26 protein-coding genes are annotated in these 23,331 nt (G+C 31.8%); 9 read left to right on the top strand and 17 right to left on the bottom strand.

What is annotated here, in order from left to right; genetic code table 11:
• Positions 1 to 9: 9 nt before the first annotated feature.
• The gene (locus tag ACWVCY_RS12600) at positions 10 to 1,767 is read right to left on the bottom strand and encodes a hypothetical protein (RefSeq protein WP_455143182.1); all 1,758 of its coding nucleotides are present in this window, start codon (positions 1,765 to 1,767) and stop codon (positions 10 to 12) included.
• A 174-nt stretch (positions 1,768 to 1,941) separates the two neighbouring features.
• Between ACWVCY_RS12600 and ACWVCY_RS12605 the strand changes: the two genes are divergently transcribed.
• A complete protein-coding gene (locus tag ACWVCY_RS12605) occupies positions 1,942 to 2,262 on the top strand; it encodes a hypothetical protein (RefSeq protein ID WP_455143183.1) in 321 nt (106 codons plus the stop codon).
• Here ACWVCY_RS12605 and ACWVCY_RS12610 read toward each other — a convergent pair.
• Genes ACWVCY_RS12610 through ACWVCY_RS12620 form a run of 3 tightly spaced genes read right to left on the bottom strand, consistent with a single transcriptional unit; the run spans position 2,259 to position 4,675 of the window.
• The gene (locus ACWVCY_RS12610) at positions 2,259 to 3,500 is read right to left on the bottom strand and encodes a ThiF family adenylyltransferase (protein WP_455143184.1); all 1,242 of its coding nucleotides are present in this window, start codon (positions 3,498 to 3,500) and stop codon (positions 2,259 to 2,261) included. The genes ACWVCY_RS12605 and ACWVCY_RS12610 overlap by 4 nt on opposite strands.
• 33 nt (positions 3,501 to 3,533) lie before the next feature.
• Entirely contained in the window at positions 3,534 to 3,854 is a 321-nt protein-coding gene (locus ACWVCY_RS12615; protein ID WP_455143185.1) for a hypothetical protein, read from the bottom strand.
• Positions 3,855 to 3,874: 20 nt separating this feature from the next.
• Positions 3,875 to 4,675 carry a hypothetical protein gene (locus tag ACWVCY_RS12620; protein WP_455143186.1) on the bottom strand — a complete coding sequence of 267 codons (801 nt, stop codon included), beginning with the start codon at positions 4,673 to 4,675 and terminating at the stop codon, positions 3,875 to 3,877.
• Between the two features lie 248 nt (positions 4,676 to 4,923).
• Here ACWVCY_RS12620 and ACWVCY_RS12625 point away from each other — a divergent pair, with 248 nt between their 5' ends.
• The 3 genes from ACWVCY_RS12625 to ACWVCY_RS12635 are packed head-to-tail and all read left to right on the top strand — an operon-like array spanning position 4,924 to position 6,990.
• Complete coding sequence (locus ACWVCY_RS12625) at positions 4,924 to 5,523, top strand: ubiquitin-conjugating enzyme family protein (protein ID WP_455143187.1); 600 nt, start codon at positions 4,924 to 4,926, stop codon at positions 5,521 to 5,523.
• 16 nt (positions 5,524 to 5,539) lie between these two features.
• A complete protein-coding gene (locus tag ACWVCY_RS12630; RefSeq protein WP_455143188.1) occupies positions 5,540 to 6,118 on the top strand; it encodes a Mov34/MPN/PAD-1 family protein in 579 nt (192 codons plus the stop codon).
• Positions 6,119 to 6,177: 59 nt separating this feature from the next.
• Complete coding sequence (locus ACWVCY_RS12635; RefSeq protein ID WP_455143189.1) at positions 6,178 to 6,990, top strand: hypothetical protein; 813 nt, start codon at positions 6,178 to 6,180, stop codon at positions 6,988 to 6,990.
• Between the two features lie 23 nt (positions 6,991 to 7,013).
• Here the strand turns inward: ACWVCY_RS12635 and ACWVCY_RS12640 are convergent, their stop codons facing one another.
• From ACWVCY_RS12640 to ACWVCY_RS12655, 4 genes are all read right to left on the bottom strand, one after another.
• Positions 7,014 to 7,577 (bottom strand): ADP-ribosylation factor family protein, encoded by a 564-nt coding sequence (locus ACWVCY_RS12640; protein WP_455143190.1) that lies wholly within the window; start codon positions 7,575 to 7,577, stop codon positions 7,014 to 7,016.
• A 10-nt stretch (positions 7,578 to 7,587) separates the two neighbouring features.
• A complete protein-coding gene (locus ACWVCY_RS12645; protein ID WP_455143191.1) occupies positions 7,588 to 8,139 on the bottom strand; it encodes an ADP-ribosylation factor family protein in 552 nt (183 codons plus the stop codon).
• Between the two features lie 233 nt (positions 8,140 to 8,372).
• The gene (locus ACWVCY_RS12650; protein ID WP_455143192.1) at positions 8,373 to 10,259 is read right to left on the bottom strand and encodes a threonine--tRNA ligase; all 1,887 of its coding nucleotides are present in this window, start codon (positions 10,257 to 10,259) and stop codon (positions 8,373 to 8,375) included.
• Between the two features lie 100 nt (positions 10,260 to 10,359).
• A complete protein-coding gene (locus ACWVCY_RS12655) occupies positions 10,360 to 10,956 on the bottom strand; it encodes a phosphoribosyltransferase (RefSeq protein ID WP_455143193.1) in 597 nt (198 codons plus the stop codon).
• Between the two features lie 178 nt (positions 10,957 to 11,134).
• Here ACWVCY_RS12655 and cgi121 point away from each other — a divergent pair, with 178 nt between their 5' ends.
• Positions 11,135 to 11,635: a KEOPS complex subunit Cgi121 gene (gene cgi121, locus ACWVCY_RS12660; protein WP_455143194.1), complete on the top strand. Its 501-nt coding sequence runs from the start codon at positions 11,135 to 11,137 to the stop codon at positions 11,633 to 11,635.
• A gap of 12 nt (positions 11,636 to 11,647) precedes the next feature.
• Here cgi121 and ACWVCY_RS12665 read toward each other — a convergent pair whose 3' ends face one another.
• From ACWVCY_RS12665 to ACWVCY_RS12675, 3 genes are read right to left on the bottom strand one after another with little or no spacing between them, the layout of a single operon-like run.
• Positions 11,648 to 12,175 (bottom strand): THUMP domain-containing protein, encoded by a 528-nt coding sequence (locus tag ACWVCY_RS12665; RefSeq protein ID WP_455143195.1) that lies wholly within the window; start codon positions 12,173 to 12,175, stop codon positions 11,648 to 11,650.
• Between the two features lie 18 nt (positions 12,176 to 12,193).
• Positions 12,194 to 12,364 (bottom strand): hypothetical protein, encoded by a 171-nt coding sequence (locus tag ACWVCY_RS12670; protein WP_455143196.1) that lies wholly within the window; start codon positions 12,362 to 12,364, stop codon positions 12,194 to 12,196.
• 17 nt (positions 12,365 to 12,381) lie between these two features.
• Positions 12,382 to 13,083, bottom strand: coding sequence for a GTP-binding protein (locus ACWVCY_RS12675; RefSeq protein WP_455143197.1), 702 nt, complete (start codon positions 13,081 to 13,083; stop codon positions 12,382 to 12,384).
• Between the two features lie 522 nt (positions 13,084 to 13,605).
• On the opposite strand from ACWVCY_RS12675, the gene ACWVCY_RS12680 reads away from it, so the two are divergent.
• A complete protein-coding gene (locus ACWVCY_RS12680) occupies positions 13,606 to 14,028 on the top strand; it encodes a hypothetical protein (protein WP_455143198.1) in 423 nt (140 codons plus the stop codon).
• Between the two features lie 209 nt (positions 14,029 to 14,237).
• Here the strand turns inward: ACWVCY_RS12680 and ACWVCY_RS12685 are convergent, their stop codons facing one another.
• The 3 genes from ACWVCY_RS12685 to ACWVCY_RS12695 form a co-directional block, all read right to left on the bottom strand.
• Entirely contained in the window at positions 14,238 to 14,639 is a 402-nt protein-coding gene (locus ACWVCY_RS12685; protein WP_455143199.1) for an Rpp14/Pop5 family protein, read from the bottom strand.
• A gap of 3 nt (positions 14,640 to 14,642) precedes the next feature.
• Positions 14,643 to 15,377, bottom strand: a complete 735-nt coding sequence (locus ACWVCY_RS12690; protein ID WP_455143200.1) for an RNase P subunit p30 family protein — start codon at positions 15,375 to 15,377, stop codon at positions 14,643 to 14,645.
• 124 nt (positions 15,378 to 15,501) lie between these two features.
• Entirely contained in the window at positions 15,502 to 16,065 is a 564-nt protein-coding gene (locus ACWVCY_RS12695; RefSeq protein ID WP_455143201.1) for a 50S ribosomal protein L15e, read from the bottom strand.
• A 301-nt stretch (positions 16,066 to 16,366) separates the two neighbouring features.
• Between ACWVCY_RS12695 and ACWVCY_RS12700 the strand changes: the two genes are divergently transcribed.
• Entirely contained in the window at positions 16,367 to 17,314 is a 948-nt protein-coding gene (locus tag ACWVCY_RS12700) for a hydroxyacid dehydrogenase (protein WP_455143202.1), read from the top strand.
• Positions 17,315 to 17,335: 21 nt separating this feature from the next.
• On the top strand, positions 17,336 to 17,836 hold the full coding sequence (locus ACWVCY_RS12705; RefSeq protein ID WP_455143203.1) for a DUF2095 family protein: 501 nt from the start codon (positions 17,336 to 17,338) through the stop codon (positions 17,834 to 17,836).
• A gap of 10 nt (positions 17,837 to 17,846) precedes the next feature.
• Here the strand turns inward: ACWVCY_RS12705 and ychF are convergent, their stop codons facing one another.
• Positions 17,847 to 19,046, bottom strand: coding sequence for a YchF-related putative GTPase (gene ychF, locus ACWVCY_RS12710; RefSeq protein ID WP_455143204.1), 1,200 nt, complete (start codon positions 19,044 to 19,046; stop codon positions 17,847 to 17,849).
• 193 nt (positions 19,047 to 19,239) lie between these two features.
• Between ychF and ACWVCY_RS12715 the strand changes: the two genes are divergently transcribed.
• Entirely contained in the window at positions 19,240 to 20,973 is a 1,734-nt protein-coding gene (locus ACWVCY_RS12715) for a hypothetical protein (RefSeq protein WP_455143205.1), read from the top strand.
• Between the two features lie 14 nt (positions 20,974 to 20,987).
• Here ACWVCY_RS12715 and ACWVCY_RS12720 read toward each other — a convergent pair whose 3' ends face one another.
• Both ACWVCY_RS12720 and glmU read right to left on the bottom strand, forming a co-directional pair.
• Positions 20,988 to 22,454 carry a B12-binding domain-containing radical SAM protein gene (locus ACWVCY_RS12720; protein ID WP_455143206.1) on the bottom strand — a complete coding sequence of 489 codons (1,467 nt, stop codon included), beginning with the start codon at positions 22,452 to 22,454 and terminating at the stop codon, positions 20,988 to 20,990.
• Positions 22,444 to 23,331, bottom strand: an 888-nt coding sequence (glmU, locus tag ACWVCY_RS12725) for a bifunctional sugar-1-phosphate nucleotidylyltransferase/acetyltransferase (protein WP_455143207.1), incomplete at its 5' end; no start/stop codon positions are given. The genes ACWVCY_RS12720 and glmU, both read right to left, overlap by 11 nt.

A 23,331-nucleotide genomic window follows, 5' to 3' on the forward strand; every position in this document is an offset into this window, starting at 1 on the left:
AACCAGCCTTTACATTTTCCGAGTTTGGAGGGAACCTCCACAATCTGGACATGTAGTTACCCCTACAGCTTTGATTTCCTCATAACAATTAGCACAGATATTATTTCTGCATGATATGCACTGAAATCCAATTGCTGAATGATTAGCTAGATTACATATGCTACAATCGAACTTAAAACCAAACTTTTCAAGAATGATAGAAGTAGATGGAATGTCAATATACCCATTTATCTCTCCATAAATAATTAAATCCTCAATTTCTCTTATTATATTAGATTCTGAATCTTTAATCTCTCTAAAAATCTCTTGAAGGGGAACTTTCCTTGTTTTTTTATCTTCTATTAAAAATTTTAAATTGAAATTCAAACTAGGGGGCGAGTCAAGTTTTGAAAATTCATCTAAATACCATCCATTTTTCAGTGGTCCTTTTTTGCAAAAATAACACTGCTCAGCACTAACAAGGTTGAAAGAATGTGTATATGTTATTCTACAGTCAGGACAATTCCTAGGAAGGTCTATAATAAATGCAGCGATATTCCCACAAAATGGACATTCATGTTTACTATTTAAGGGTCTGCAATCAGAACATACAATCCTTCGGCAATTTTGACACTCATAATAAAGATTTGGATCTGAATAAGAAGAAGTATCAATTTGACAAAATACTTCAAACTTCTTCACACCTCGAATGAGAAATGGAGAGGAACTTTCACCAGCAATAATACGAAAACCAAGGACTAAGGATAAATTTATGATTACATTTAATAATAAATCAGTATCTAAATTAAGATTACGTGCAATTGATTCTACATCTATTCCTCTATCTAGCCAGATTTCTAATCGCGGAGAAATATAGACATTCTCTCTAATAATCCCATCTAAACTTTTATTTATTTTATTTAAAAATGAAATAAACTCTAAATATTCAATATTAAAGCGTTGTAACCAGAATTCAATCGGAATATGACGATAAATATAGATATCAAAGAGTATTTGCGAAACCATATGGCTTATTGAGTATATATGTTGTTGATCAGAAGAAAAAAGGAAAGGTATTCCTTTACAATTTTCTTTTAACATTTTTTGGCATTTTTCAATATCAATTCTAAATAACCTGCTAAGAGTCTTTAGAGATATTTCTGGTTCAAGAATAAAGGTAGTATTGAGAAAACGTTCGAAAAACTGGATATTTTTCTCAATTTGGTTTGGAGTCGAAAAATCTAAAAAAGTTAGATTATATATACGATTGTTTAATGGATCTATATATCCGTAAAAGGTTCCTTGTTGTGCCATTAAATCTAAAATGGCTTCTAAGTGTTCTTCGGACCAATTGATTTGTTTTAAAAGAAATTTGAGGTCTATACTTCCTGTTTTTCCTAGTATATTCTGCAGAAAAATCATAGCTCCATTTGGTGTAAAAAAATATCTTCGAATCCGGTCAAAGAATCCATCATATTTCTGAAGTGATTGAAACATCACAATCTCTAGGATCTCTCCAGGTAAATTGGTTGCATCAATCAAATCACAAATGTCTACATTTCCTTTTTGGGTTAAATTATGTTCAATTAATTCATTAATGTAAGAAAGCGGAATGTAAAAATCATCATCTGGTGTTAAAATTCCATTCAACACTTTTTCACTAATGCTTTTTCTTATAAAGAGAGCGATTTTTTGAAGGTCTTCTGAGCTATCAAAAGATTGAAGAGACACAGGTTCTGTCAGTTTCTGAGCGAAATCTAGCCATTTATCCTCTTTTTTTCGAAACATATTATTCATCCAATAAGCTCGAGAACATCTTCAAGCAAATCGTCATCTATAATCATTTATATTTTGTTAATTAAATTCTAAATTATTCTGGATCAATTTTTTTGAATGAAGTTTTTATTTGAAATCTTTTATAAAACTGTAATACATTTTCAAGAATATCTTAGGTTTTGAAATATGAGTCATTCAGAATTTAGATGTATAAATTGTGGATATATTCCACATGAGTCTCCTGTATCAGGGAATTGGTATTGTCCCAAATGTGGAAAGCGATCAACGATAAAAATTGAACAGCCTCTCCACGTTCGAAGTTATTTACGGCATAAAAGTGTTCATCAACGAAGTAAAGATGAAATATATAATGATATTTATAAAAAACTTACTCTAGAAGAAAAACAAGAATTGGGTTATAAAGAACCTTATATAAATCCAGTTCTATCTTCAGTAGAACCCAAAAAGAGGGAAACAATTCGTCTTTTCTTACCCTCTGATAATTAATTATTTTTTTTCTCAAATATAACTTTAATTCTTTTGTCTTTTTCACCATATAAGGGTGAAAAAGTTATTCGATCCCCATTCGAGAGAATATCCTTTATTATATCTCCCTCATTCAGATGTTTATTTCCTCTAAATGCTAAGAATTCATCTTCATATTTATTATTTACTTCCTGAACAATTTCTCTGAATCTATTATCTGGATTTACATGGATCATTGATATTTGATCTGAATTTATTCCCCTATTTCCACAAACAAAACAATCGGGATCTGCTAATAGTTTAAAAGTGGAAAAAGTGCCTGTAAGTCCTGAATAAATAGTTAAAGAAGGAATCTGGAACCTCTCCGATTTTCGTAATCTTCTCAAGATTTTTTGATCTTTTCTTTTAAGAGAAGACCTTTTTTCAAAAAAAAGTGTGTTAATTATCAATTGAGATTGAATACCACTAATTACTGAATTGACAGTTATTATACTTGGAATATGAGTAAGTATGAGTTGTTTTAATTCTTTGATATCATAACTAGGAAATTTGTGATTTTTTGTGCAATTATTTGCAATTTTCTGAAGAAATTTCATATCTTTATTAGAATTTTCTCTGGGCTCTCGATTATATCTTGTATAAAAGGAATAAAGAGCCTTCCAAGCACAATGTTCACGAATTCTCGGAGTTCCAACCAATGTACATGGAGCTGTCCAAATATTTGTTTCATCTGGTGGGGGAGGATTGTCACATGCTAAACAAGATGAAAAATTCTTCTGAATATATTGAACTTGTCCAATGTATCCATCAGTAGCAGAATCAATATATGGTTTAGATAATTCAATTGCTAATGAATTAATATATTGACGAGCTAAAAAATTATCCACGCATCCAGCAATAATGTCAACTTCTTCAAAAATTTCAGTAGGGATGTCTTGGATTTTAATTGAAAATGCTTCAACATTTACTTGTTTATTGAACATCGTACTAATTCTATCTTTCGCAACTTCTGCTTTACTCTTTCCAATATCTGTTTCTCGAAAGAGCATTTGACGATTTAGATTTGAATATTCAATTGTATCAACATCAACCAAAATTAATTTTCCAACGCCTAGGAGTGACAGATTTTTTATAACCTCACTTCCAGTGCCACCTATGCCCACAACAAGAACTGAACTATTCTGGATTAATTTTTGATCCCATAAAACTAATCGTTCTTGTCTATCATACCGCAAGTTATATTGATCTTCTTGTGACATTGAAATAATCCTTTTAAATAAAAAGAAAAGGTATTATCCACCCTTAATCTGATCAGGGACAATCATAAGCATTGCATTTTCTTCAATGTTGTAACTTGATAAGCTATTTGATGGATTCATGCGTCTACCTTTGTATAATAGAGCAATTGGCACTACTTCAGGAATATTGAACGCATCACGAGCTGCTCCAATAGCTTGAAAAACGCTCCCATTCATATTGATATATTTTTCACGAACGTTTTGATCTGGAGGGAGCTGAGGATCTTTAAAACGTACTTTCACCATTTTTTCTATACTTGAATCGGAGGGACCTTTTCTGACTGAATTATCCCATATAACATCTTTTTTAGACAATATTATCACCTTTTATTAAATTAGACATATAGTAAACGTTCAATTTCGGATAGAGTTGTTAAAAGATCAATTCTACCTTTTGCATAATCCTCTAAAGGACCTTTAATGAGCGGATATGTGTTTAGTAGTTCACTTTCGAGCCCTATCGGATAGTTCTTTTTTCTTTTGATAATTAAATTAATGATTTCCCCATCTTGTGCATAGAATTTTACAATAATATCTTTTGTACTAACCGTTGAATCATAGTTTGTAAGGATTTTTTTGATAAGTGGGTCTTTTTCATATTCAACTGTTGAAAATTCAGGTTTTTTTATGCTTACATCAACCTCCCCTAAGGCTTTTGGAATTTTATCCTCCGCAAGCTTGTAGATTTCTTCTAATACGTTGAGAATGCTTGAAGAATTAGGAGTCCAAGATTTCATCGACGGTAAATCGTTGAGTTCACAATCTAGAATTTCTCGAAGTTGACTGGGTCCATCGATATATGGACGAGCAGGCAGATCATCTAAAACTACGAGCAATGGAAATGCATAGGCCCCTACTTGCATTTTGATTCTGATTTTTCCAATCTCATCCCCAATATATTCACCAGGAAAGTTTTCTAATACTTTTTGCCCTTCTTGGTAAATCAAATAGTAAGATTCAGCTTTTAATTCATCATCGACAATCGATTCATTTTCAGCTGTGAAAGAGGACCGTTTTATGTAATTTGTAAGATCACAATAATCACACTTCACAGGAAATTGAAAAATGGGTTTTTGAGAGAGAGGAGCACCACAACCATTACACTGCGCAATATTACTCTGAATTTCGAAATCCATACATTCTCACCAAAGATAATTTTATGTGTTTTTTACGGAAGCTAATTTTAAATCTTAATTAATTATGACTAAGATATTGTTTTATTTAACTTACAGATTATAGATAGGGTTGAAGGATTTATTAATTAATTCATCTCGGATGAATACGATTCTTTGTATGATGACTTAGAATACAGACCTTAAAAAGATAGCTCATTCTGGTGCAATTCAACCATAAATAAGGCAACCTTTTAAATATTGAGGACTGAATGAGTGTTTTAAGAGATCCATTATATCGAACTCTAAGTTATTACCGAAGTGAGATAGCTATGCAAGACCTGCATTCAAGAAGGTTAAGAGAAGAATTTAAGAGAATGTTAAAGATATTTCCACCAAAATCCAGTCATATTAAATGGAAAATAATCGATAATGACCTTCATCATTATCGTGCGACTATTTTTGGTAAAACTGGGACACCATTTGAAGGTGGAAAATGGGATATTACAGTAGATTTACCACCCGAGTATCCGTTCAAACCTCCCATTGTTAACTTTATAACACCTATCTGGCATCCGAATATTGCTGTTGGAAAAACAAAATGGACTTGGGGATCTAATGTATGTTTAAGCTTGGTGAATTGGAATAATTTGGGGAAACCAGGCGGCTGGAAAGAAACGATTACTTTACCCAGTGTATTTGAACATATTGAAATGATGTTGGATATATATGAAAGTGTTGATAATGCTGACTTTCCTGAGTATCTTGTTGATCCAGAGGATCCATTTAATCCAGAAGCAGGAAAAGAGATGAAAGAAAACTTTCGGGCTTACTGGGAAAAAGCTTCCGATTGGACAAAGAAGCATAGCTGAACTAGAGGAAATTCGAATGCCTTTAGAATCTAGCAACGAAAAAAATAATCAAAAAAATCATCTAAATGAGGTTAAGAAACCTTCATCAAAGAACAAAGACAAGAAAAAGATTGTTAAATTAGATATTAAAGTAAAATCGGTTTCGATCTACTGGAAACACATTCAAAAGATGACCGATTTTTCCGTACGATCTATACCTAACGAAGCTATCGGTCTTCTCGGAGGGAGAGAAATTAGGAAAGGTGAACTTTTGGTAGAAAAAGTAATTCATATATCCACTGGCGACGAAGTCTCAGTATCTTTTTCAGATGATGATTTCAAGTCTTTTGAGGATCTTCTTAATGAAAATAATCATTGCATTGGATGGTGGCATTCTCATCCAGGATATGGATTGTTTCTTTCTCCAACTGATTTAACAACTCATATTTATTCCTTTCAAGTTCATAATCCACTATCTGTGGCACTAGTTTTAGATCCAACAAGAATTAATAATCAATGTGCTGATTTTACATGTTATCAAGTAAAAGGAGAAAATGGGATTTCACCCTTTATTTATAACGAAATAGCTAGCTATATCATAAAATCAAAAGACTAATTTAGGTTAAATATAAGTTGTTTCGAGATATTAATTGTTTTTCAAAGGAATAATAAAAAATGGTGTCCACATCATTATCTTTTAGTTTTTATAAGCGTATTAGTGGTCAAATAGCTCATTTTTTCCTTCAAAGCGGTTCAGCAACTGATTATACAATAATTGACTATTTTTTTGTTTTTTTAGGTCCAGCTGCAGTACTTTTCTTTACGTTCTACCTTTGGTGGTCAGGAAAAAGGAAGAATCGCAAGATTATGAGGATAACACAGGAGTCTTTAATCCAAGTATTCTCAAAAGAGTTCGAAGATCTCATTATGGAGCAGATGAGTTCAAATGGGGGCCTTTTATTTCCTAAATACAAAAAATCTGCTGTAATTCCCTTTAAGGACTTTCGTGTTGTATTTGCTCTCGAAGAACGTCATTTAATGCTATCTGTTATTATTTCTTGGTTTTCAGGAGCTAAAGATTATATTGCATTAGAAGCTAATCCTAAACGTGGAAAAACATCAACCAAAATTCAAATAATTCCTAAGAAAGAAGAAGGACAAATTAAGAAACACCAAGATTTGCTATTTACTCTCGATGAAATAGAATTAGGGGTGAGACAGCTTGATGAGACATATATTTGGAAAGCATCATCAAGCCGATCAGGATTGTATTTTCTTTCAGATAAAACTCTCCTGAAAAATATACATAAATTGCGAAACAATCTTGTTCGAATTTCTATAGATTCCTCAGATGATCCTTCTATTCGAATATACGTCAAGATAAATAAGGATTTAGACCTTGAACAGTTATACATAACATTTATGGCTTTGTGTGAGAGGGTTGACCAAGTATTTGATAAAACTGTAATGAAAAAAACTCGAAATTAGATCAGAAGAGAAAATTTTAAATTCTATAGGGTTTCTAATTTTTCAGTTACACGTTGTCGAAGCCACTCAAGTCCTTCTTCAACATTGAATCCAGTTTTCGCTGAAGTTGGTACAATTGCATAAGAATGTGTGGTAACTTTGTGGAGATTGAGAGCTCGAGCTACTTCTCCTGCAGAACCAGCATTTTCTAAATCTTGTTTATTTGCTAAAACCAATATAGGAATATTTTGAACGCGATCATTGTTAAGAACATACTTCCATAATTCCTTTCTTGCTTCTTCATATCGTGCTTTATCAGCTGAATCAATCACATACACTATTCCCATGGAACCTGCCATGTAACTTTCCCACAATGATTCACGGAATGCTTCTTGCCCTCCAATGTCCCACGAAATAAACCTTACATTTCCCGAGCTGAATTCATCAACATTCATTCCGAGAGTTCTAAATGTGCTACTGTCAAATTCACCCGATGTAATTCTTTTAACAATCGTTGTTTTACCTGCGTGATCTAGCCCTAACCATGCAATTTTGACTGTTAGACGTTCTTTGGCAAATTTTGCTCTAAGTTTGGTTAAAAAGCTCATTTTTGGGCACCTATTTGTTCTTCCGTGTTATTATAATGCGAAATCTTTCACTCATCCACTGCCAGGGTTCATCAACTCCTTCTCCTGTAAGTGCTGAGCAAGGATATACTGCAAATGTCCTTGGTCGCATACTAATTTCTCTTTCTAACCCTAATGATTCAATTATCTTCTCTAAAGGCATTGCTTCAGCTAAATCTTGTTTATTAGCTAGGAAAAGAAAAGCTGAGTCTTCTGGGGCCCATTTAATTACTTGTTGCAACCATTTCCCTGCTTCTTCAACTTTTGATTTATCTGCTGAATCAAAAACAAACACAATTCCTACTGACTTGGTTACGAAAGGTTCCCATAAACTAGTTGGATATGTAACCTGACCCCCCAGATCAGCAGCCATGACCTCAATATCTCCAATTTTTAGTGTTTCAATATTCATACCCATCGTAGGAACAGTTTCTAGGTTATCTTGTCCTTTCAATCTTCTTACTAATGTTGTTTTCCCTGCATTAGCTAATCCAACGAAGGTCATCTGATTTTCTATTTCACGACCGAATATTTTTGTTGGCATACAAAATCTCCTTTTTTAATCAAAATAATAAATTAATCGATGAATTATTAAAGTAATTAGGTGCTTTACATTGTAAATTTTAAGTGAAATAGGTCGTTTTCTTGATTTTTTCTTCAATGATTAATGAATTAATCATTAAATAAAGTAAGAGTTTTGACTTAGTTTGTAATTAAGAAATTAAGTCCATCATTAAAAACTGTTTGTTTTAAAACTAGAAATTCTCTCCTTATTTTTTATACCTCTCGGGTAAAAATCGGTTGTTTTGAGACTAATTTTGGGAAGACTCTTGCAATAATCGGTTTATCCTTTACTTGTTCTTTAATTAGCACTTCTAATGCCTTTAATGAAAGTGTTTCTTGTTTTTTCTTTTGACGAGATCTAACATTAACAGTTTTATCTTCAAATTCCTTTTTTCCAATAACAATTACATAAGGGGTCCAAAGCTTTTCTGCTGCTCTAATTTTTTTACTTAAAGAAAGATCTCTATCATCTATTTCAATACGAATCCCTCGACTTTCAAGATACTCTGAGATCTCTAATGCATAAGAAGTAAGATCATCAGTCACAGGAATGATTCTAACTTGAATAGGTGCTAGCCACAAAGGAAATTGTGGTTTTTGGCCTTTTTCTATTCGTTTAATTTGTTCTTCAAGAATAGCATAAATAACTCGTTCTGTTGAACCAGATAATGAACAATGGAGTAGTAGAGGATAACTATCCTGCCCCTGATCATTTATATATTTGATATTGAACCTTTCAGCATTTTCAACATCGATCTGAACTGTTGATAATGCTGCTGCCTTTTTTTGTGCATCTACAACATTAAATTCAAACTTTAGAATAAAATAAGCATACCTAATGTTAAATAGCTCAAGTAATACTGGTTTATTCAGGCTTTGAACCATTGCCTTAATCCAATCATGGTTTTCTTCATAGAAATCGTAAGTCATACGAAAGGCAGTCTCAAAAGTAATATCAATGTCTTTCATATACTTAAAAGCCATTTTAAATTGTGTCTCGAATTCAGCTTTTGCCATGTCAATGTCTAAAGCGACCGTATGAAGATCAGGCATCGTGAAGGCCCGAAGACGGCGAATTCCCGCTAATTCTCCACGTTGTTCTCGTCTGAAAGATTGTGCAAGTTCAAAAATTTTAACAGGAAGCTGACGATAACTTATCAGAGCATCTGACAAAGTTAAGAATTGACCAAAACAAGCAGCAAAACGTAGGAAGTAATCTTTATCACCAGATTTAACTACATATTGACGTGCAGGGAATCTTTCTAAATATTTTTTAAGAGAAGGATGTTCATAAGAGTACATTAAAGGTGTTTCAACAATCATAGCTCCATATTGAGCTGCTATCTTCAAAACTTGGTCTTCTATCAATCTTTTTACAACAAATCCTCTTGGAAGAATTCGAAAGTTTCCCGAATCACTTCCTGATTCATAATCGATTAATTCAAGTTTCTTCATCAGGTCCACATGTTTTGGAGGAGTACTTATTGACCTATCTTTAGCAGTTTCATATTTCACAAAAACATCAAGTTCTTTATGTTGGTTATAATTAAAATCTCTGAAATTTACTTTTTCCCCAAATTCAGTAAGTATAAAAAATTCTGATTTTGTTTGATCTTCAGCTTCCAAAGCTTTGGTAACTTCAATTGAAGATTTAATATCTATATCGCCCAAAATCTCTTTTGAACGTTCTGCAAGGGCGTGTCCTTTGCAATTTATTGAAAAACTTTTATAGTAACCAAATGGAGCACGAATAATGTTCAGTTTTCGGTTTTTTATTTTTATATTTGTAGTTAGTTCCCTTAACATCTCCAAAGCTTCTGATGACCTGGCTGGATTAGTTTTAGTTAGATGCACCCAAGGATAAATAATAACATTAGTTTCTTTTATATCGTTTAACGCATGTATGATCTCATCTGAACCTTGTAGAATTACTTTATCTCTATTTTTAGTGTCTTCAACTTCAACTGATATAAAGACAATTAAAACAGAACTCTCTGTACTGTATTCGCCTAAAACTTCATCTAATGGTTCAGGATCTTTGATAGCTTTTTCATTTATTTTCCAAGCAAAACCATGTGAATGGATAAGTAAAAGTTGCATAAGATCAACCCTAAATGGATTTATGAGGTATTTATAGTCATTTTATACTTATTTGTCAAATATTCAAAAGCTCTTGTCTCGTAAGATTACTAAGTTTCCCTCACAGAAAATTTTCAACAAAAAAGTTAACAGAAGAATCTGGGATTCCCAGTTCAAGAAATGTTGCCCATGCCCGAGTCTTATCATATTGTTCAGAAAGTGTTCGTTCTGTCATAAATTCATAATATTCATGTGGAAAAACAACCCATTCAGTGGATTCCTCTACAAAATAGTCTGGTTTTATCTTGGACCAAGGTTTATATAAAAGAGTGGCAATTCTTATTTCTTTTGGGCTTTTAAGCTTTAAATATTCCAATGCAATTTCAAGACTTTCACCTGTATCTGCTAAATCATCAACCAATAAGATTTTTTTATTATAAATATCAACACCAACATCTTGTGCTATTACAGGGCGAGTATGTGTTTCTGCTATTGCAGTATAAAATCTAATCTGCATTGTTGCTAGAATTGAAGTGCCTGTTTTTTTCTGGAGAGGAACCTCTGCTTCGAACATATCACTTAGTAATCTAGCTGGTATCCATCCCCCTCTACTAATACCAATGATTATTTCTGGGTTGTATCCATCTTTTTTTATCAAATGAAAACACGTTCTTGCTAGTCTATCTATATCTTGCCACTTTAATACTTTAAATTTCATCATGAGTTAAACCAGTGGTATATCTTAATTAATTTTGAAATACATTTACTTATTTAATTGAATTTAAAATTGTGTTACATGATAAATTTCCACCTGAAAGTCCTGGAGTGGGTTAATTATAGCTTTATATATTTTGAAAAAAATACAAACATATTCAGTGCTAATTTTTGAAGGAGAATTGAAGTCCAAGATTGAGTTATATTCATTGGGACAAAAACTCAAGGAATTAAGCGACAATAACTCTCTTGTTGCAATCCAAATGCTGGATTCTTTAAATATTTGGAGCTTGGCGCACATTGAGTCAGCAGTTTGGCATTCGATAAATGCGCTTAAAAATAATCATCTAATTTCTAATACATTGGCAATTGAGTTATTATTATACCTCGCTGGTGAGAGGCAAATAAGTAAAGCTATTGAGGAGTATGGACTGAAGGAAGGTACAAGAAAAGTACTAGGAATTATAATAGGTTCAAATCATCATAATATCCATTTAGCTTTTAATGAATTATTATCTTTATATAGTCTAGAATTAAATAAAAAAATCCTTAATCCCACAGCAGAAAAATATGAATACTTTTCAAAGAAATTCATCCAAGAAGGTTATATTAAGGATAATTTATCTTATCAGGGAATTGAAACTGTGTTATTGCAAAGAATAGCACTGTTAGCACTGGGATAAAGCCTTTTTATACTAGATTCTTCTCAGATAATCTGAAGTCTTGATTTCTGTTTTTGGCTTCATCACACTTATTCCAGATAAATCTCGAATGATTTCTATTCGGATTTCATAATCGGGGTCGGTAAGTTTAACAGTTCCCCATGTTATTTTATCAGCAACAGCTGAAATAACTTCCTTTGATCTAAGATTAGTTTGTCGCTTACGTAATACGATTGCCCAAGTATTTTCTCTTGTAACTTTCTTTTGGACTAATTCATAAGCATGATTAGTGATCTGTAAGATATCAGTCTTAAATAAATGTTCTAACGGAGTTATTCTTAAACAGGCAATGAGTGGACCATTTTCTTCAATATATTCACGGATTTTTAAAACTACCTGAAATGGATGGATTTCCTCATCTTGAAGCGTGAGTAGCGATAAACCTGGTACACGTGATTTTAGAGGTTTTGTTTTATAATCTAAGACATCAGTAATCACATAATAGAGTTCCGAGAGCGCATCACGTTCTTGGTTTCTTTGTGAGCTAATTAAAAAGCTCATATTCGACACCACCCTAGGTTATTCACGAATTAACCAAGCAGAAGATATAAGATCTGTGGATCCACATTTTGGGCATGAAGGTTTGGTAATATAGATACCGTCTTCCTCTAATGTTATAAATTCAGCTTTCTGGAATCTATTTTCACAATTTTTATTCTGACAAATATAAACATCAGGTTTTTCTACCATTTTTCCACCAACAATATTTAGATTTGTTTATGACCAAATTCGAGAATATCTGTGATGTTAGCAACTCCTTTAGGTAAATTAAATATTTGATTATCCCAATCAGCAAGAATAAGACGCCTCCAAGAGGCGAATTGAAGCTGGGAAAGTACTTTATCTTCTGATTGCCGTAGATTTTGAGCTATATCTTTGAGATTGCCTGTTGAATGTTTAACTGCAAGAAGAACATCATAGTATTGTTTTATTGCATTTAAGACTATCATTCCTAGAGCACGTTCAATATTTTCTCCAGATTTCGCAGAAGTTCCAATTACTGTAATTTTATCGGAATTTTTACCTAAAACAGCATTAGCTACTTCATCGGGAGTCTTAGCACCAATTATATCTTGTTTGTTTGCACATAAAATTATAGGAACACTTGGAAGGATTTGATTTACCTCTAGTAATAATTTACTTGCCTCTTCAAAGGAGGCCACATTTACTGAATCGACTACAAATAAAACTCCATCTGCCCCCTTACTCAAGATCTTTCGAATTACTTCAAAACGCTGTAGTCCTGGTGTCCCAAATAAAAAGACTTTTACACCATAAATTTCGGTTTTACAGTGATCTAATGCAACAGTTGTACCACCATAATCAATAGAAATAGCTGATCCACCGCAAATCTGGTGTACTGTTGTTGATTTTCCACTGTTATAAGGACCTAATAGAACTATCTTCATTTTTCAGGGCCACGCAAATTTGACTGCATACGGAGATTTTTATATTCTAAGATCGTTACTCTCTATAGCTAAGCAAGATTATTCATAGGGATTAAAGTAAATTAAATATACCTTTCCGATCAAAGACAAAAAGGAAGTCTTTGCTAAGCTTTGCCTATTGACTAGTATTTCAATTACTTATAAAGATTCGCTTTCTTTCTTTATTTGCTTCCTTAATTCTTATTGTACCAAGTTTTAAAGGATTTAAGTTTCAAGTTTAGGATTTTGTATTTTAAAAATTCTGTTTAAAAATATTTTAAGGAATAAAACGTTATATTTTGGCAATACTTTTTGGAATCTGTTTTAATAAGATGGAAAAATCTTCCTTTAGGGGAATTAAACTTATTTTTAATAAAATTCTACAAAAAGATTTTAGTAAAAATAAAGTATTCGAGAAAACACAAAAGGTACATTCTAAAGTCGTCCATTATAGGCTCTTTTAATCTGAATGAGAAAATTTTCTTTTAAGAGGACAAGTATAAGATGAAAGTTCTTTATCGAAATATATGGGCTTCTAGAGATGCACGCACACTGATTCTGTCCAGTTTAATACTTACAATGTGTGTATTATTTGAATTTTCATTTCTTTTTTTTCCAGATATTCTTGAAAATACGATTTTCCAATTTATAATGGTGGAAATAATCCTTTTCGAAGGAAATTTTCAGCCATTGCTTGTTCTTCTTCATTTAGCTATTTGGGGAATAATGTTCTTCTCTACTCTTCTGGTCTATACAAGTGTTAAAGAATATAGTGGGCGAAGAACAGGACTTTTAGAAATTGGGGCTATTCTAATAGCATTTTTAGTAACTTCGATTCTGATCTATGATCAATGGTTTACATTATTCCTGCTTTGTCTAAATGGTTTAATTCTTTTGTATTTATACATATTAATGCAGAATGAGTAGTATTTGCCAAATTCTCAATAATTCAAGGGCAAAATTAAGAAATCTTTTATCTTTAAATCATGAATAATGTAGATTCATCTTTTTCAGGTTTTGTGGTTAACAATCTTAATTTAAAAATTAGATATACGGACTAAATTAAGTATAAATTTCTTTAAATTTAAGAATTTCCCTCAAAACACTCAGTCTGGGACGGTATCATCAAAATCAGATTAGTAATACTCATCATTGTGTTTTAAGGGTTCTTCTTGTGTGAGAAGGAGTTCTCGAAGGTTTGAATATATTATTTGGCTTTTAGGATTCTTTAAATATTCTTTACATTTTTTTAATGTTCCAGAAACATAATCTGAGAATGCATAAAGGTAACGATTATTATAATTGTGGATATAACAAAGTCCTACACGAACATGAGGTATACAATTATGAGATGATCGAAAGATTCCAGTTTGAAGGTCAAAATCATAATACGATAGATAAAGTCCTACTCTAGCTGCGCCATAAACTCCATAAAGTTTCCGAATTTCTGAGGAAACTGCTTTCCATGCGTCCCGTTCATTCATAAGGCTGGAACTAATGAATCTGATAACAATGTAACGGGTACGTTCTTTTATCACGATTTATTCTTCCTCGTTTTGATCAATATTAAAACGAAAAACACCTGGCATGATGTAATTTGAATCAATTTTTTTTAGATTGTGCTCTAAAAGCGTGTTTGGTATAGTACTTATGCCATCTAAAGCTTTCTGAGAGTCTAGACAAAGAATATGCCCCAAAGCGGCTAATTCAAGTGGATTTCGTTGATCAGTTGGTTTAGAACCTGATGAATTAAATATAATAGGTATACCTTTTTTAACAGCTCTACTGAGCGCAAATCTTGTTTCGCGTATTATAGGGATATGAATTCTTTCAGATGAGGCATATAAAGTTGATAGTGGTACTTCTAAAAATTTATTGAATTTTTGCATTAAATTTCCAACAGAAAGTGAAAAAAGTTTATTAAATTGAAGAACTGGAAATTTTAATATATCAATACGATTGTCTTGAGCTGCCCAAGCTGCAATATCTGGAGTTGTACATTCAATACCAATAATAGGATATTTCCTTCTATTTTGCCTTAATAAATGGACAATATCCTCTTTATTTTCTTTTCTTGTGTCTAGATCAAGTCTTGGATAAATTAAAAAGTTCTTAGTTTGGTAATTTTTTTTGATTTGATCAAATAGAGAAGTGGGTAAATTACTTAACCAAATCACTGAAAAATTAAATGCTCTAACCAATTTCACACAAGTAAGTAGTTCAGTTTCTGATGTATATTGGTTTGGATTTAAAGTGTCAACGAATACGCGAACCATTTTATACACTTTAATTAATGATCTTTCAGGGATCTTTTAAAAAAATTGACAACTATTTTTAATTATATTTTTTAATTAAATGCTTTTACCTAAGTAATAGCTCGATAAAGAGTTATTTCTATAATCAACGATCATAAGATGGTCTTAAATGTTCTGATCCTTTTCCTCTTCGCCTTAAACCTCGAGATTTTTTACCTGCAGAGGTTTTCCCTCGAAACACTCGCCCTTTATGACTCGAATTGCATATCCAATTGATTTTAGAATCTGAAATTATTTCTGGAGCATTCGGATCTACCATTATTACTTCAAACCATCGTGAAAGACCATCTTCATGTACTGGATAGCTGTTTAAAACTCTTAGATTTCTAAAACGACGTGCAGCTCTTTCTTCAGCAATCCATTGTCTTGATTTTTTTGGAGTAAGGCGCTTAACACCCATTCGCTTTGAACGTCTTCCCATTACAGGACGTTGTTTTCTTCTTCCACCTCTTGGAACTCGAGTACGAACCAAGATGAAACCTTTTTTCCGACGATATCCTAATGCACGAGCACGATCAACTCGTGTTGGGTGGTCAATTCTAACCAGACTTGGTTCCCTACGCCATTCGATTAGTCTTGCTATTCGTAATTGTTTAAAATCTTCTTTTTGTTCTTTCCAAAATTTTGACACATATTTATAAGCATTCATTGAAAATCCTCCTTTAGGTTCTGCGAAAATGAGATTTGTGTTCTCTCCGCAACATTCCAAAGTGGAGATACTTTAATCTGGCGTTGTTTTGTAGTGTTTTAAACGCTTACTAAGTTTAATTAAAATTTATTATTTAATGATGGATAATGAATATATTTTGAATAAATACGAACAGATTTCTTTCAAGCTTTAAAAAGATTAAATAACGTAGAAATATAAATGATTTAAGTTCTTTCTCGAAATCAGATAATTACAATATAAATAACTGTTAAAAAGATCTGCTCTTATAGGAGATATTAAAATGAAGATATTAATAGCAGATGAAATCGCTAACTCTGCAGTAAAACTTCTTAAAGCTGATTATGACGTAGTAGTCCATCATTATTCTCCAAATGAATTAATAGATGAAATTTCTAAATTTCATGCACTAATTGTACGAAGCGCAACTAAAGTACCTCGGTTAGTAATTGAAAAAGGAACTAACCTAAAAGCTATAGGAAGAGCTGGTGTAGGAATAGACAATATTGATGTTGTAGCTGCTACAGAAAGGAAAATTGCTGTAGTTAATTCACCTCACGCCTCAACGATTTCTGTTGCTGAAATGTCCCTTGGTTTTATGCTTGCATTAAGTCGTAAATTAGTTGATGCTAATTATCAAACAAAGCTTGGAAGATGGCCAAAAAATGCTTTAATGGGCACAGAATTATATGCAAAAACATTAGGATTTATAGGCTGTGGTAGGATTGGAGCTGAAGTTGCAAAACGGGCACAAGCTTTTGGGATGAGATGTATTGCCTATGATCCTTATCTCCCTAAAGAAATAGCTAAATCAATTAATGTTGAACTTTTTAATGACCTCAATTATGTTCTTGCAACTTCTGACTTTGTTTCAATCCATGCTCTATTGACTGATGAAACATACGGAATGATTGGTGAAAAAGAATTATCTATTATGAAATCCTCCTCTTTTATCATAAATTGCGCTCGTGGAGGTATAATTGACGAAAAAGCTTTATATGAAGCTTTAATTGAGCGAAGAATAAAAGGAGTAGCTTTGGACGTATTTGAAATTGAACCTGCCAAAGAAAATAAATTATTTGAGTTAGAAAATGTTTATGTATCTCCTCACATTGCTGCTTCAACCATAGAGGCTCAAGAAAGAGCTGGTGAAATTATTGCTGAACAGATAAGATTTGTTCTACAAGGAAATCGTCCTGTATTTTGTGTTAATAATGAAATATTTGATTAAATAATAATTGGAAGGATTTAAATGGGAAGATCTCCTAAAAAAAAGGATTTCATAGAGAAAACGAATGAAAAAGATGACCTGGAGTTTGAAACTCTATCATTTGAACAAAAAATTCCTCTTGAAAAACTCAAGGAGCATTTTCCTGCTCTTTATCAAGAAATCAATAAAGAAGTAATGAAAATAAAGATTGATGAACAAAGTGTTGAAACTAATGGCTTCAAAACTCAAAATGATTCAACATTTGATCCTTTTACTAATTACGAACCAGATATATTTGATTATTTGGCCAGAGCAAAAACAGAAGCTGAAGGAAACGAGTTAGTTGACTTTCTAGAAAACCAAAAGAAAATTACTTCTCAAATTGCTACCGAAATAAGGGAAAAAATAAAAAAAGATGGAATTAGAAGCTTTGGACCTTTGAGAGGACCTAATTATTATTTTCAGAAAGCAGGGGAAATATCTACCAAACATGTAATTAAAAAAAGATACTCTTTATCTAGAGACTTAGAAGAATTTGATTGAATTTTTTTTATTATACTGCTGCAACAATACGAATTACGTCTCCAAATTTAATCACAGATTTATCAGATAATTTTCTGTTTGTTTTAGCGTCGACTCCGTAAATGAAGTTTTTGAACAAGTCTTGATGAATAATACCAGCAAGTTCCTTAACAGTCGTACCCTCTTTTACTAAAAAAACTTCCGGAAGGATACGGCCATCTTGATCACTATAATGCGTGCTATCTGCCACAGGATAGACTGGGATTAATTTTAAAACATCAAAAACAGCCCTGTTAAGAGTCTCAAAAACACCTGTTGTTTTATAAGGAAGTAATATTTCTTTCTCAATCTTTAATATAATCTGCTGTTCTTTAGTAGATAATTCATCAATAATTTCTAATTTTCCACTTTCAGAGATGTAATTTATCTTTCTTTGCGTATTTAAATTCTTTAAAACTAGATCAGTTAGTGCAGTAGTTGGAATAACAAAATTTCCAAACATATTTTGCAGATTTTCAAGATGAGACTTGGAAGTTGGTTTATCTATTTTATTTGCTGCAATAAGTATTGGTTTTCCAATTTTTTGAACAGAATTACAAAGTTTAAGAATTTCTTCATCGGTCCAATTCTGAACGTTCTTTAAGTCTAAATTTGATTCATTAACTGCGTGTAAAATGTCCGATTTGGTAATTTTTAACCCCGTGAATTTTTCAGTGATAAAATCTATTATATTCTTTTGTTCAGTTTGAGCCTTTCTAATAGCCCGATTCCAATCTTTTTTGAGTATTCCGTTCATCCATTGGGTGATTTCATCTTCCAAAAAAGAAATATCAATCATTGGATCGTGACTTCCTGGTTCTACATTTTCTCCTTCTTCATTAAGAGAACCTGAAGCATCTACTACATGAATTAGGATATCAGCTTGAGCAAGATCTGCAAGAAACTGATTACCCATCCCCCTTCCTTTATAAGCACCTGGAACTAATCCTGCTACGTCAATAAGTTTTATTGGAATTTTTCGAATTCTGTCGATACATTCAGAATTTCTAGGTTGACAAGTAACATTTAATTCATTACATACACAGGGTGTTGTGACAAAACCAACTCCTTGGTTTGGATCAATCGTCGTAAAGGGGTAATCTCCTGTTTTTGCTGATGTCCCACATAATGCATTTAAAAAAGTCGTTTTTCCACTAGACGGTTTTCCTACTATCCCTATTAAGACACCCATTAGAATTAGTTCTCCTTTTACTTTTTTTTTTCTAAATTATTTTGAAGCTAATATTTTACTTTTTAAATACCCTTTATTCGATACAATTTAACTCAATGTAAAAAATAAAAAAATTATACTGAATTCACTTTACATTGATAGATACGTATAATTGTACGTTAAGGTTTATATTTATTCTCTCATAACGGAAATTGTGAAAAGTTCTCAAGAAATACCATCTGAAATAGCTCTCATCTTAAATCGATTAACCGATAAGTGGAAAAAAACATTATTGAATAAGAATCGAGAATATTTCAAGAATGAAATAAAAAATGATTTACTTTCGTGGTATAAATTCCTAAATTACCTAATTTTTAATCATGATTCTTTACCACAAGAGATATGGGCAGCATTAATCAAAACTGCGTGGTTGTTTGCTGATATTGAATTTTTCAAAGAATATGGGCAAAAAATTAATACAGAATTAACTGATTCAATATCCTTAATTTATTATGGGATTTCACAAACTGAATTTTTCAATTTCCAAGATGGGTTTACGTTAATTGAGCAAAATATTGACGTTTTAAATGAAAAAAATGATTGGTTAGGGCTACTCGAAGTTTCGACGGCTTATGCATTAATTCTCAATAATTCAGAAAAGATTGATCAATTAATTTCATTCAAAAAACAAATAGATGAAATTTTTCTTCAAAAATTTCATGGAAATAAAATTTATCAACATTTAACAATCCCAATCACCCAATTTATGCATAAAAAGGATAAAAAAACAATAATCGATGAAGAATTGGATTACTTGACCATTGCTATTGAAGGAAAGGACAATTTAATTATTGGATTGACATATATATACTATGCAAATCTCCATGAGGATACCAATTATATAGATAATATGAAAAAAGCAATATATCACTTTAATAAAATTAATGCAAAGCAGCGATTACTAATTGCTTATACAAACTTGGCAAGTCATTACTCGACGAAGCAGTCTCTAGAAATGTTACAAGAATATACTAACAAAGCTATAAATTTAGCAGATGAGATTTCACCTGAAGAAAAGAGGTCTCAGCATCTCTATCCGTATTTAATGAAAGGTTACATTGAATTAAGAATGGGTCATTTACATAGTTCGGAAGCTTTATTCAAAACAGTTATCATCATTGCTGAAAAATGTTCAAGTAAAATATACCTGGTAAAATCATATCATGGATTAGCTCAAGTTTATTTTCTATTAAACCAAAATAAATTAGCAATTGATCAGGCAGAGACTGCTTTTTCTTATTGTACAAATTTTAAAGACGGTCATTTCTATAAATATTATTTAATTGAGCATATCGATCTTTTAATTGAACTAAATCATTTGGACAATATCAATAACTACCTGAATGAAATTAATCTTTATATCTCTGATTTAGATTCTTGTATCCAGATTTACTTTAATTTTGTAAAATCGAAATTTGAACTGAAGAAACGAAATATTGGAACAGCTAAAGAAATAATTTCTACTTTAATACCTGAATTAAATAAGTGTAAAAAATTACATTCAACAATATTATTAGAATATGGTGAAATATTATTACATGAATTTCGACTCTCTGAAGATCATGATTTATTATTAGAGGCACAAAAAGTTATTGAAAGGGGTTTAGAGAGAATTGAAGATATACCAAGTCGTATTAAGGGAGAATATTTGTCTGCTATCCTATTTACTGCTCAAAAAAGATATGATGAAGCAGAAGAGTTATTAGAATCACTTATTTCTAATACAAAGGAATCTGTGCCAAGGTTTTTAATTCTTGCAGAGAAATTATTGGATAATATTCGTGATACCCGTTCTGCAGGAACACCGGTTTCCCCAATGAGTAATCTCAAAGAGGTAATTCAATATCTTCAAGATGCTAAATCTGTAACTGAATCACAACCTAGATAGCAAGAAAAGATTTTTTATTTTTGATAATTTGATTTAAAAAACTCTATAGGGTTACCTTTAAGGATCTTTTTCCATGATTGAAGAGTGCCACCATTATTAGCTACTGAAGATAATATTGGTGTCAATTCTGGACCTCCTAAAGATAAAATTGCTTGGATTGTAGCCCATTCGATTGGAAATGTTTTAAATTGATGTTTAGATTTTAACTTTAATTTTAGATACTCAAGACCCTCTTGAATTGAAGAATAATTAATTGGATGTGAACTGAGTTTTGTCCCTAATTTAGGAATTAATGGATTAACTGATAATTTGAATCTAATAGAAGGAAAAAGATCCACGAGTTCTTGTGTAAAATCTGCTATTTGTTGTCCCTCTATTACTGGGTCTTCCGATAATCCTATAATATAATAAAATTTTAGTTCTCTTATTCCATTGCGTTCAGCATTCGTTATAAAATCTTTGATCTGCTGATTCGACAGATTTTTTCCTATTTTTTTTCGTAATATTTCAGAACCTGTTTCAGGAGCAACAGAAAGATTTTTTTGGCCTGAATAATTTAATTTTTCTAAAAATTTTATTCCTGAATCCATTCTAATACTTGGTAAAGTAAATTTTAACTTTTTAGAAGAAAAAAAATCAATTAATTGGTCAATTTTGCTATATTCCGCTGTACTTGATCCAATAAGAGAAAAAAAATTAGTTTGTGTTTCTATACTTCCTTTTTTAATAATTAATTCAAGATTTGCTAAAGAACGTTCTCTCATTGGACGAAAAGCTTTTCCAATTAAACAGAAATGACATCCATGCGGACAACCCCTTGTTATTTGCAAAAAAAACCCATTTAAACTACCTTTCTTCTTCTCTTTTACTAAAGGTCTAACTTGAGCTGTAGGAAAGGGTACTTTATCAAGATCAGGTGTAATTACTGGAAACCATTTCTCAAATTTAATATCAGGGTAATAAAAACCAGATATAGAGGAAATTGAATCCTTTAAACTTTTAAATTTGCTGTTAACAATTGTTTGAAGAAATTCAAGGACAACACTTTCAATTTCCCCTATAAAGAAAAGATCAAAAATTTTAAGCAGTGGTCCTGGATTTATGGTAACCGTGGGTCCTCCTGCAATAAGAATAGGATAAGATGAAGATCTATCATGTAACAGAATTGGTATTTTAGACTGTTGAAGCATTCGTATTGCATTAATATAATCCAATTCAAACTGAAACGTGAAAGCAAGGATATCAAATTGATGAAGGTTTTTTTTCGTTTCTAAGGAAGTGGGCAATCTTGGATCCTTAGCTGAGTAAAATATTCTTTCTGTACTAATATTTGGGTGTTGATTAAGTAAAGAATAAAGTAGCTTAATCGTTAGTCCTGACATTCCAACTTGATACGAATTTGGATATACTAGCCCTATTCGCCATTGTATTGATGATTTGGGTTTTTGAATTACATTTATTTCTTTAATTTTACTTGTCATTTCTGCTCTTACCAAGTTTTTTTATCATTAAACCCTTTTTCGTATCAAAATAATAAATGGTATTTGCTGGAACATCAGTAGTAACGAGTGTATGAGCTCCAATCTGAGAATTTTCTCCTAAAATAACACCAGGCATTAGGGAGGCATTGATTCCAGTACTAACCCCGTCACCCATGATAATACCTAGTTTTCTATGACCAGTTTGAAGTCTTTCCCCTTTTATATTCATTTTAATTTCGTTTTTTTCAAGCTTTAAATTTGCCACCTTAGTTCCAGCACCAAAATTGCAATTTCGACCAATAACCGAATCTCCAATATAGGTGAGATGTCCAATAGTTGTATTATCAAGAATAATACTATTTTTTATTTCTACAGCGTTACCAATTTTTACATGCTTTCCAATGTAAGAATACGGTCTAATATAACAATTAGGGCCAATAAAGGCGCCTTCGTCAATGTATACAGGTCCTTGAATGTAGACACCAGGTTTTAAATCAACATTATTCTTGATTTCAACTGGACCTTCGATATTTGCTCCATTAAATTTAGATTCGAGAGCTCTATGAACTAATTCTTTCATAGAAGCTTCATTAGCTTCTAAAATATGCCAGGGATATCCAATATCAGTCCAATGTTCTTTGATAAGGAATATTGAAAACTCAAATCCCTTTAAAATAGCCATATTAACTATATCAGTTAATTCAATTTCCCCTCTTGGAGAAATTACAATTTCGGGGTATAAATCGAAAATAGTTCTAGGAAGGGTCATAATTCCAGCATTAATCATGTTACTAATAGGTTTTGGACTTTTTTCATGTATTTTAACTAATAAATCGTTCTTAAACTCAAGACACCCATAAATTTCTGGATTGGGGAC

This window comes from Candidatus Hodarchaeum mangrovi (genome assembly GCF_975850365.1).

Excerpts from the sequence above, each read along its gene's own strand:
- ychF (WP_455143204.1), bottom strand. The coding sequence starts at position 19,046 with ATGGGTGTCTTAATAGGGATAGTAGGAAAACCGTCTAGTGGAAAAACG.
- ACWVCY_RS12675 (WP_455143197.1), bottom strand. The coding sequence starts at position 13,083 with ATGAAGATAGTTCTATTAGGTCCTTATAACAGTGGAAAATCAACAACA.
- ACWVCY_RS12695 (WP_455143201.1), bottom strand. The coding sequence starts at position 16,065 with ATGAATGCTTATAAATATGTGTCAAAATTTTGGAAAGAACAAAAAGAA.
- ACWVCY_RS12640 (WP_455143190.1), bottom strand. The coding sequence starts at position 7,577 with ATGAGCTTTTTAACCAAACTTAGAGCAAAATTTGCCAAAGAACGTCTA.
- ACWVCY_RS12630 (WP_455143188.1), top strand. The coding sequence starts at position 5,540 with ATGCCTTTAGAATCTAGCAACGAAAAAAATAATCAAAAAAATCATCTA.
- ACWVCY_RS12650 (WP_455143192.1), bottom strand. The coding sequence starts at position 10,259 with ATGCAACTTTTACTTATCCATTCACATGGTTTTGCTTGGAAAATAAAT.
- ACWVCY_RS12690 (WP_455143200.1), bottom strand. The coding sequence starts at position 15,377 with ATGGTTCGCGTATTCGTTGACACTTTAAATCCAAACCAATATACATCA.
- ACWVCY_RS12605 (WP_455143183.1), top strand. The coding sequence starts at position 1,942 with ATGAGTCATTCAGAATTTAGATGTATAAATTGTGGATATATTCCACAT.
- ACWVCY_RS12655 (WP_455143193.1), bottom strand. The coding sequence starts at position 10,956 with ATGAAATTTAAAGTATTAAAGTGGCAAGATATAGATAGACTAGCAAGA.
- ACWVCY_RS12600 (WP_455143182.1), bottom strand. The coding sequence starts at position 1,767 with ATGTTTCGAAAAAAAGAGGATAAATGGCTAGATTTCGCTCAGAAACTG.
- ACWVCY_RS12665 (WP_455143195.1), bottom strand. The coding sequence starts at position 12,175 with ATGAGCTTTTTAATTAGCTCACAAAGAAACCAAGAACGTGATGCGCTC.
- ACWVCY_RS12645 (WP_455143191.1), bottom strand. The coding sequence starts at position 8,139 with ATGCCAACAAAAATATTCGGTCGTGAAATAGAAAATCAGATGACCTTC.
- ACWVCY_RS12620 (WP_455143186.1), bottom strand. The coding sequence starts at position 4,675 with ATGGATTTCGAAATTCAGAGTAATATTGCGCAGTGTAATGGTTGTGGT.
- ACWVCY_RS12625 (WP_455143187.1), top strand. The coding sequence starts at position 4,924 with ATGAGTGTTTTAAGAGATCCATTATATCGAACTCTAAGTTATTACCGA.
- ACWVCY_RS12700 (WP_455143202.1), top strand. The coding sequence starts at position 16,367 with ATGAAGATATTAATAGCAGATGAAATCGCTAACTCTGCAGTAAAACTT.
- ACWVCY_RS12610 (WP_455143184.1), bottom strand. The coding sequence starts at position 3,500 with ATGTCACAAGAAGATCAATATAACTTGCGGTATGATAGACAAGAACGA.
- ACWVCY_RS12670 (WP_455143196.1), bottom strand. The coding sequence starts at position 12,364 with ATGGTAGAAAAACCTGATGTTTATATTTGTCAGAATAAAAATTGTGAA.
- ACWVCY_RS12680 (WP_455143198.1), top strand. The coding sequence starts at position 13,606 with ATGAAAGTTCTTTATCGAAATATATGGGCTTCTAGAGATGCACGCACA.
- ACWVCY_RS12705 (WP_455143203.1), top strand. The coding sequence starts at position 17,336 with ATGGGAAGATCTCCTAAAAAAAAGGATTTCATAGAGAAAACGAATGAA.
- ACWVCY_RS12720 (WP_455143206.1), bottom strand. The coding sequence starts at position 22,454 with ATGACAAGTAAAATTAAAGAAATAAATGTAATTCAAAAACCCAAATCA.
- ACWVCY_RS12635 (WP_455143189.1), top strand. The coding sequence starts at position 6,178 with ATGGTGTCCACATCATTATCTTTTAGTTTTTATAAGCGTATTAGTGGT.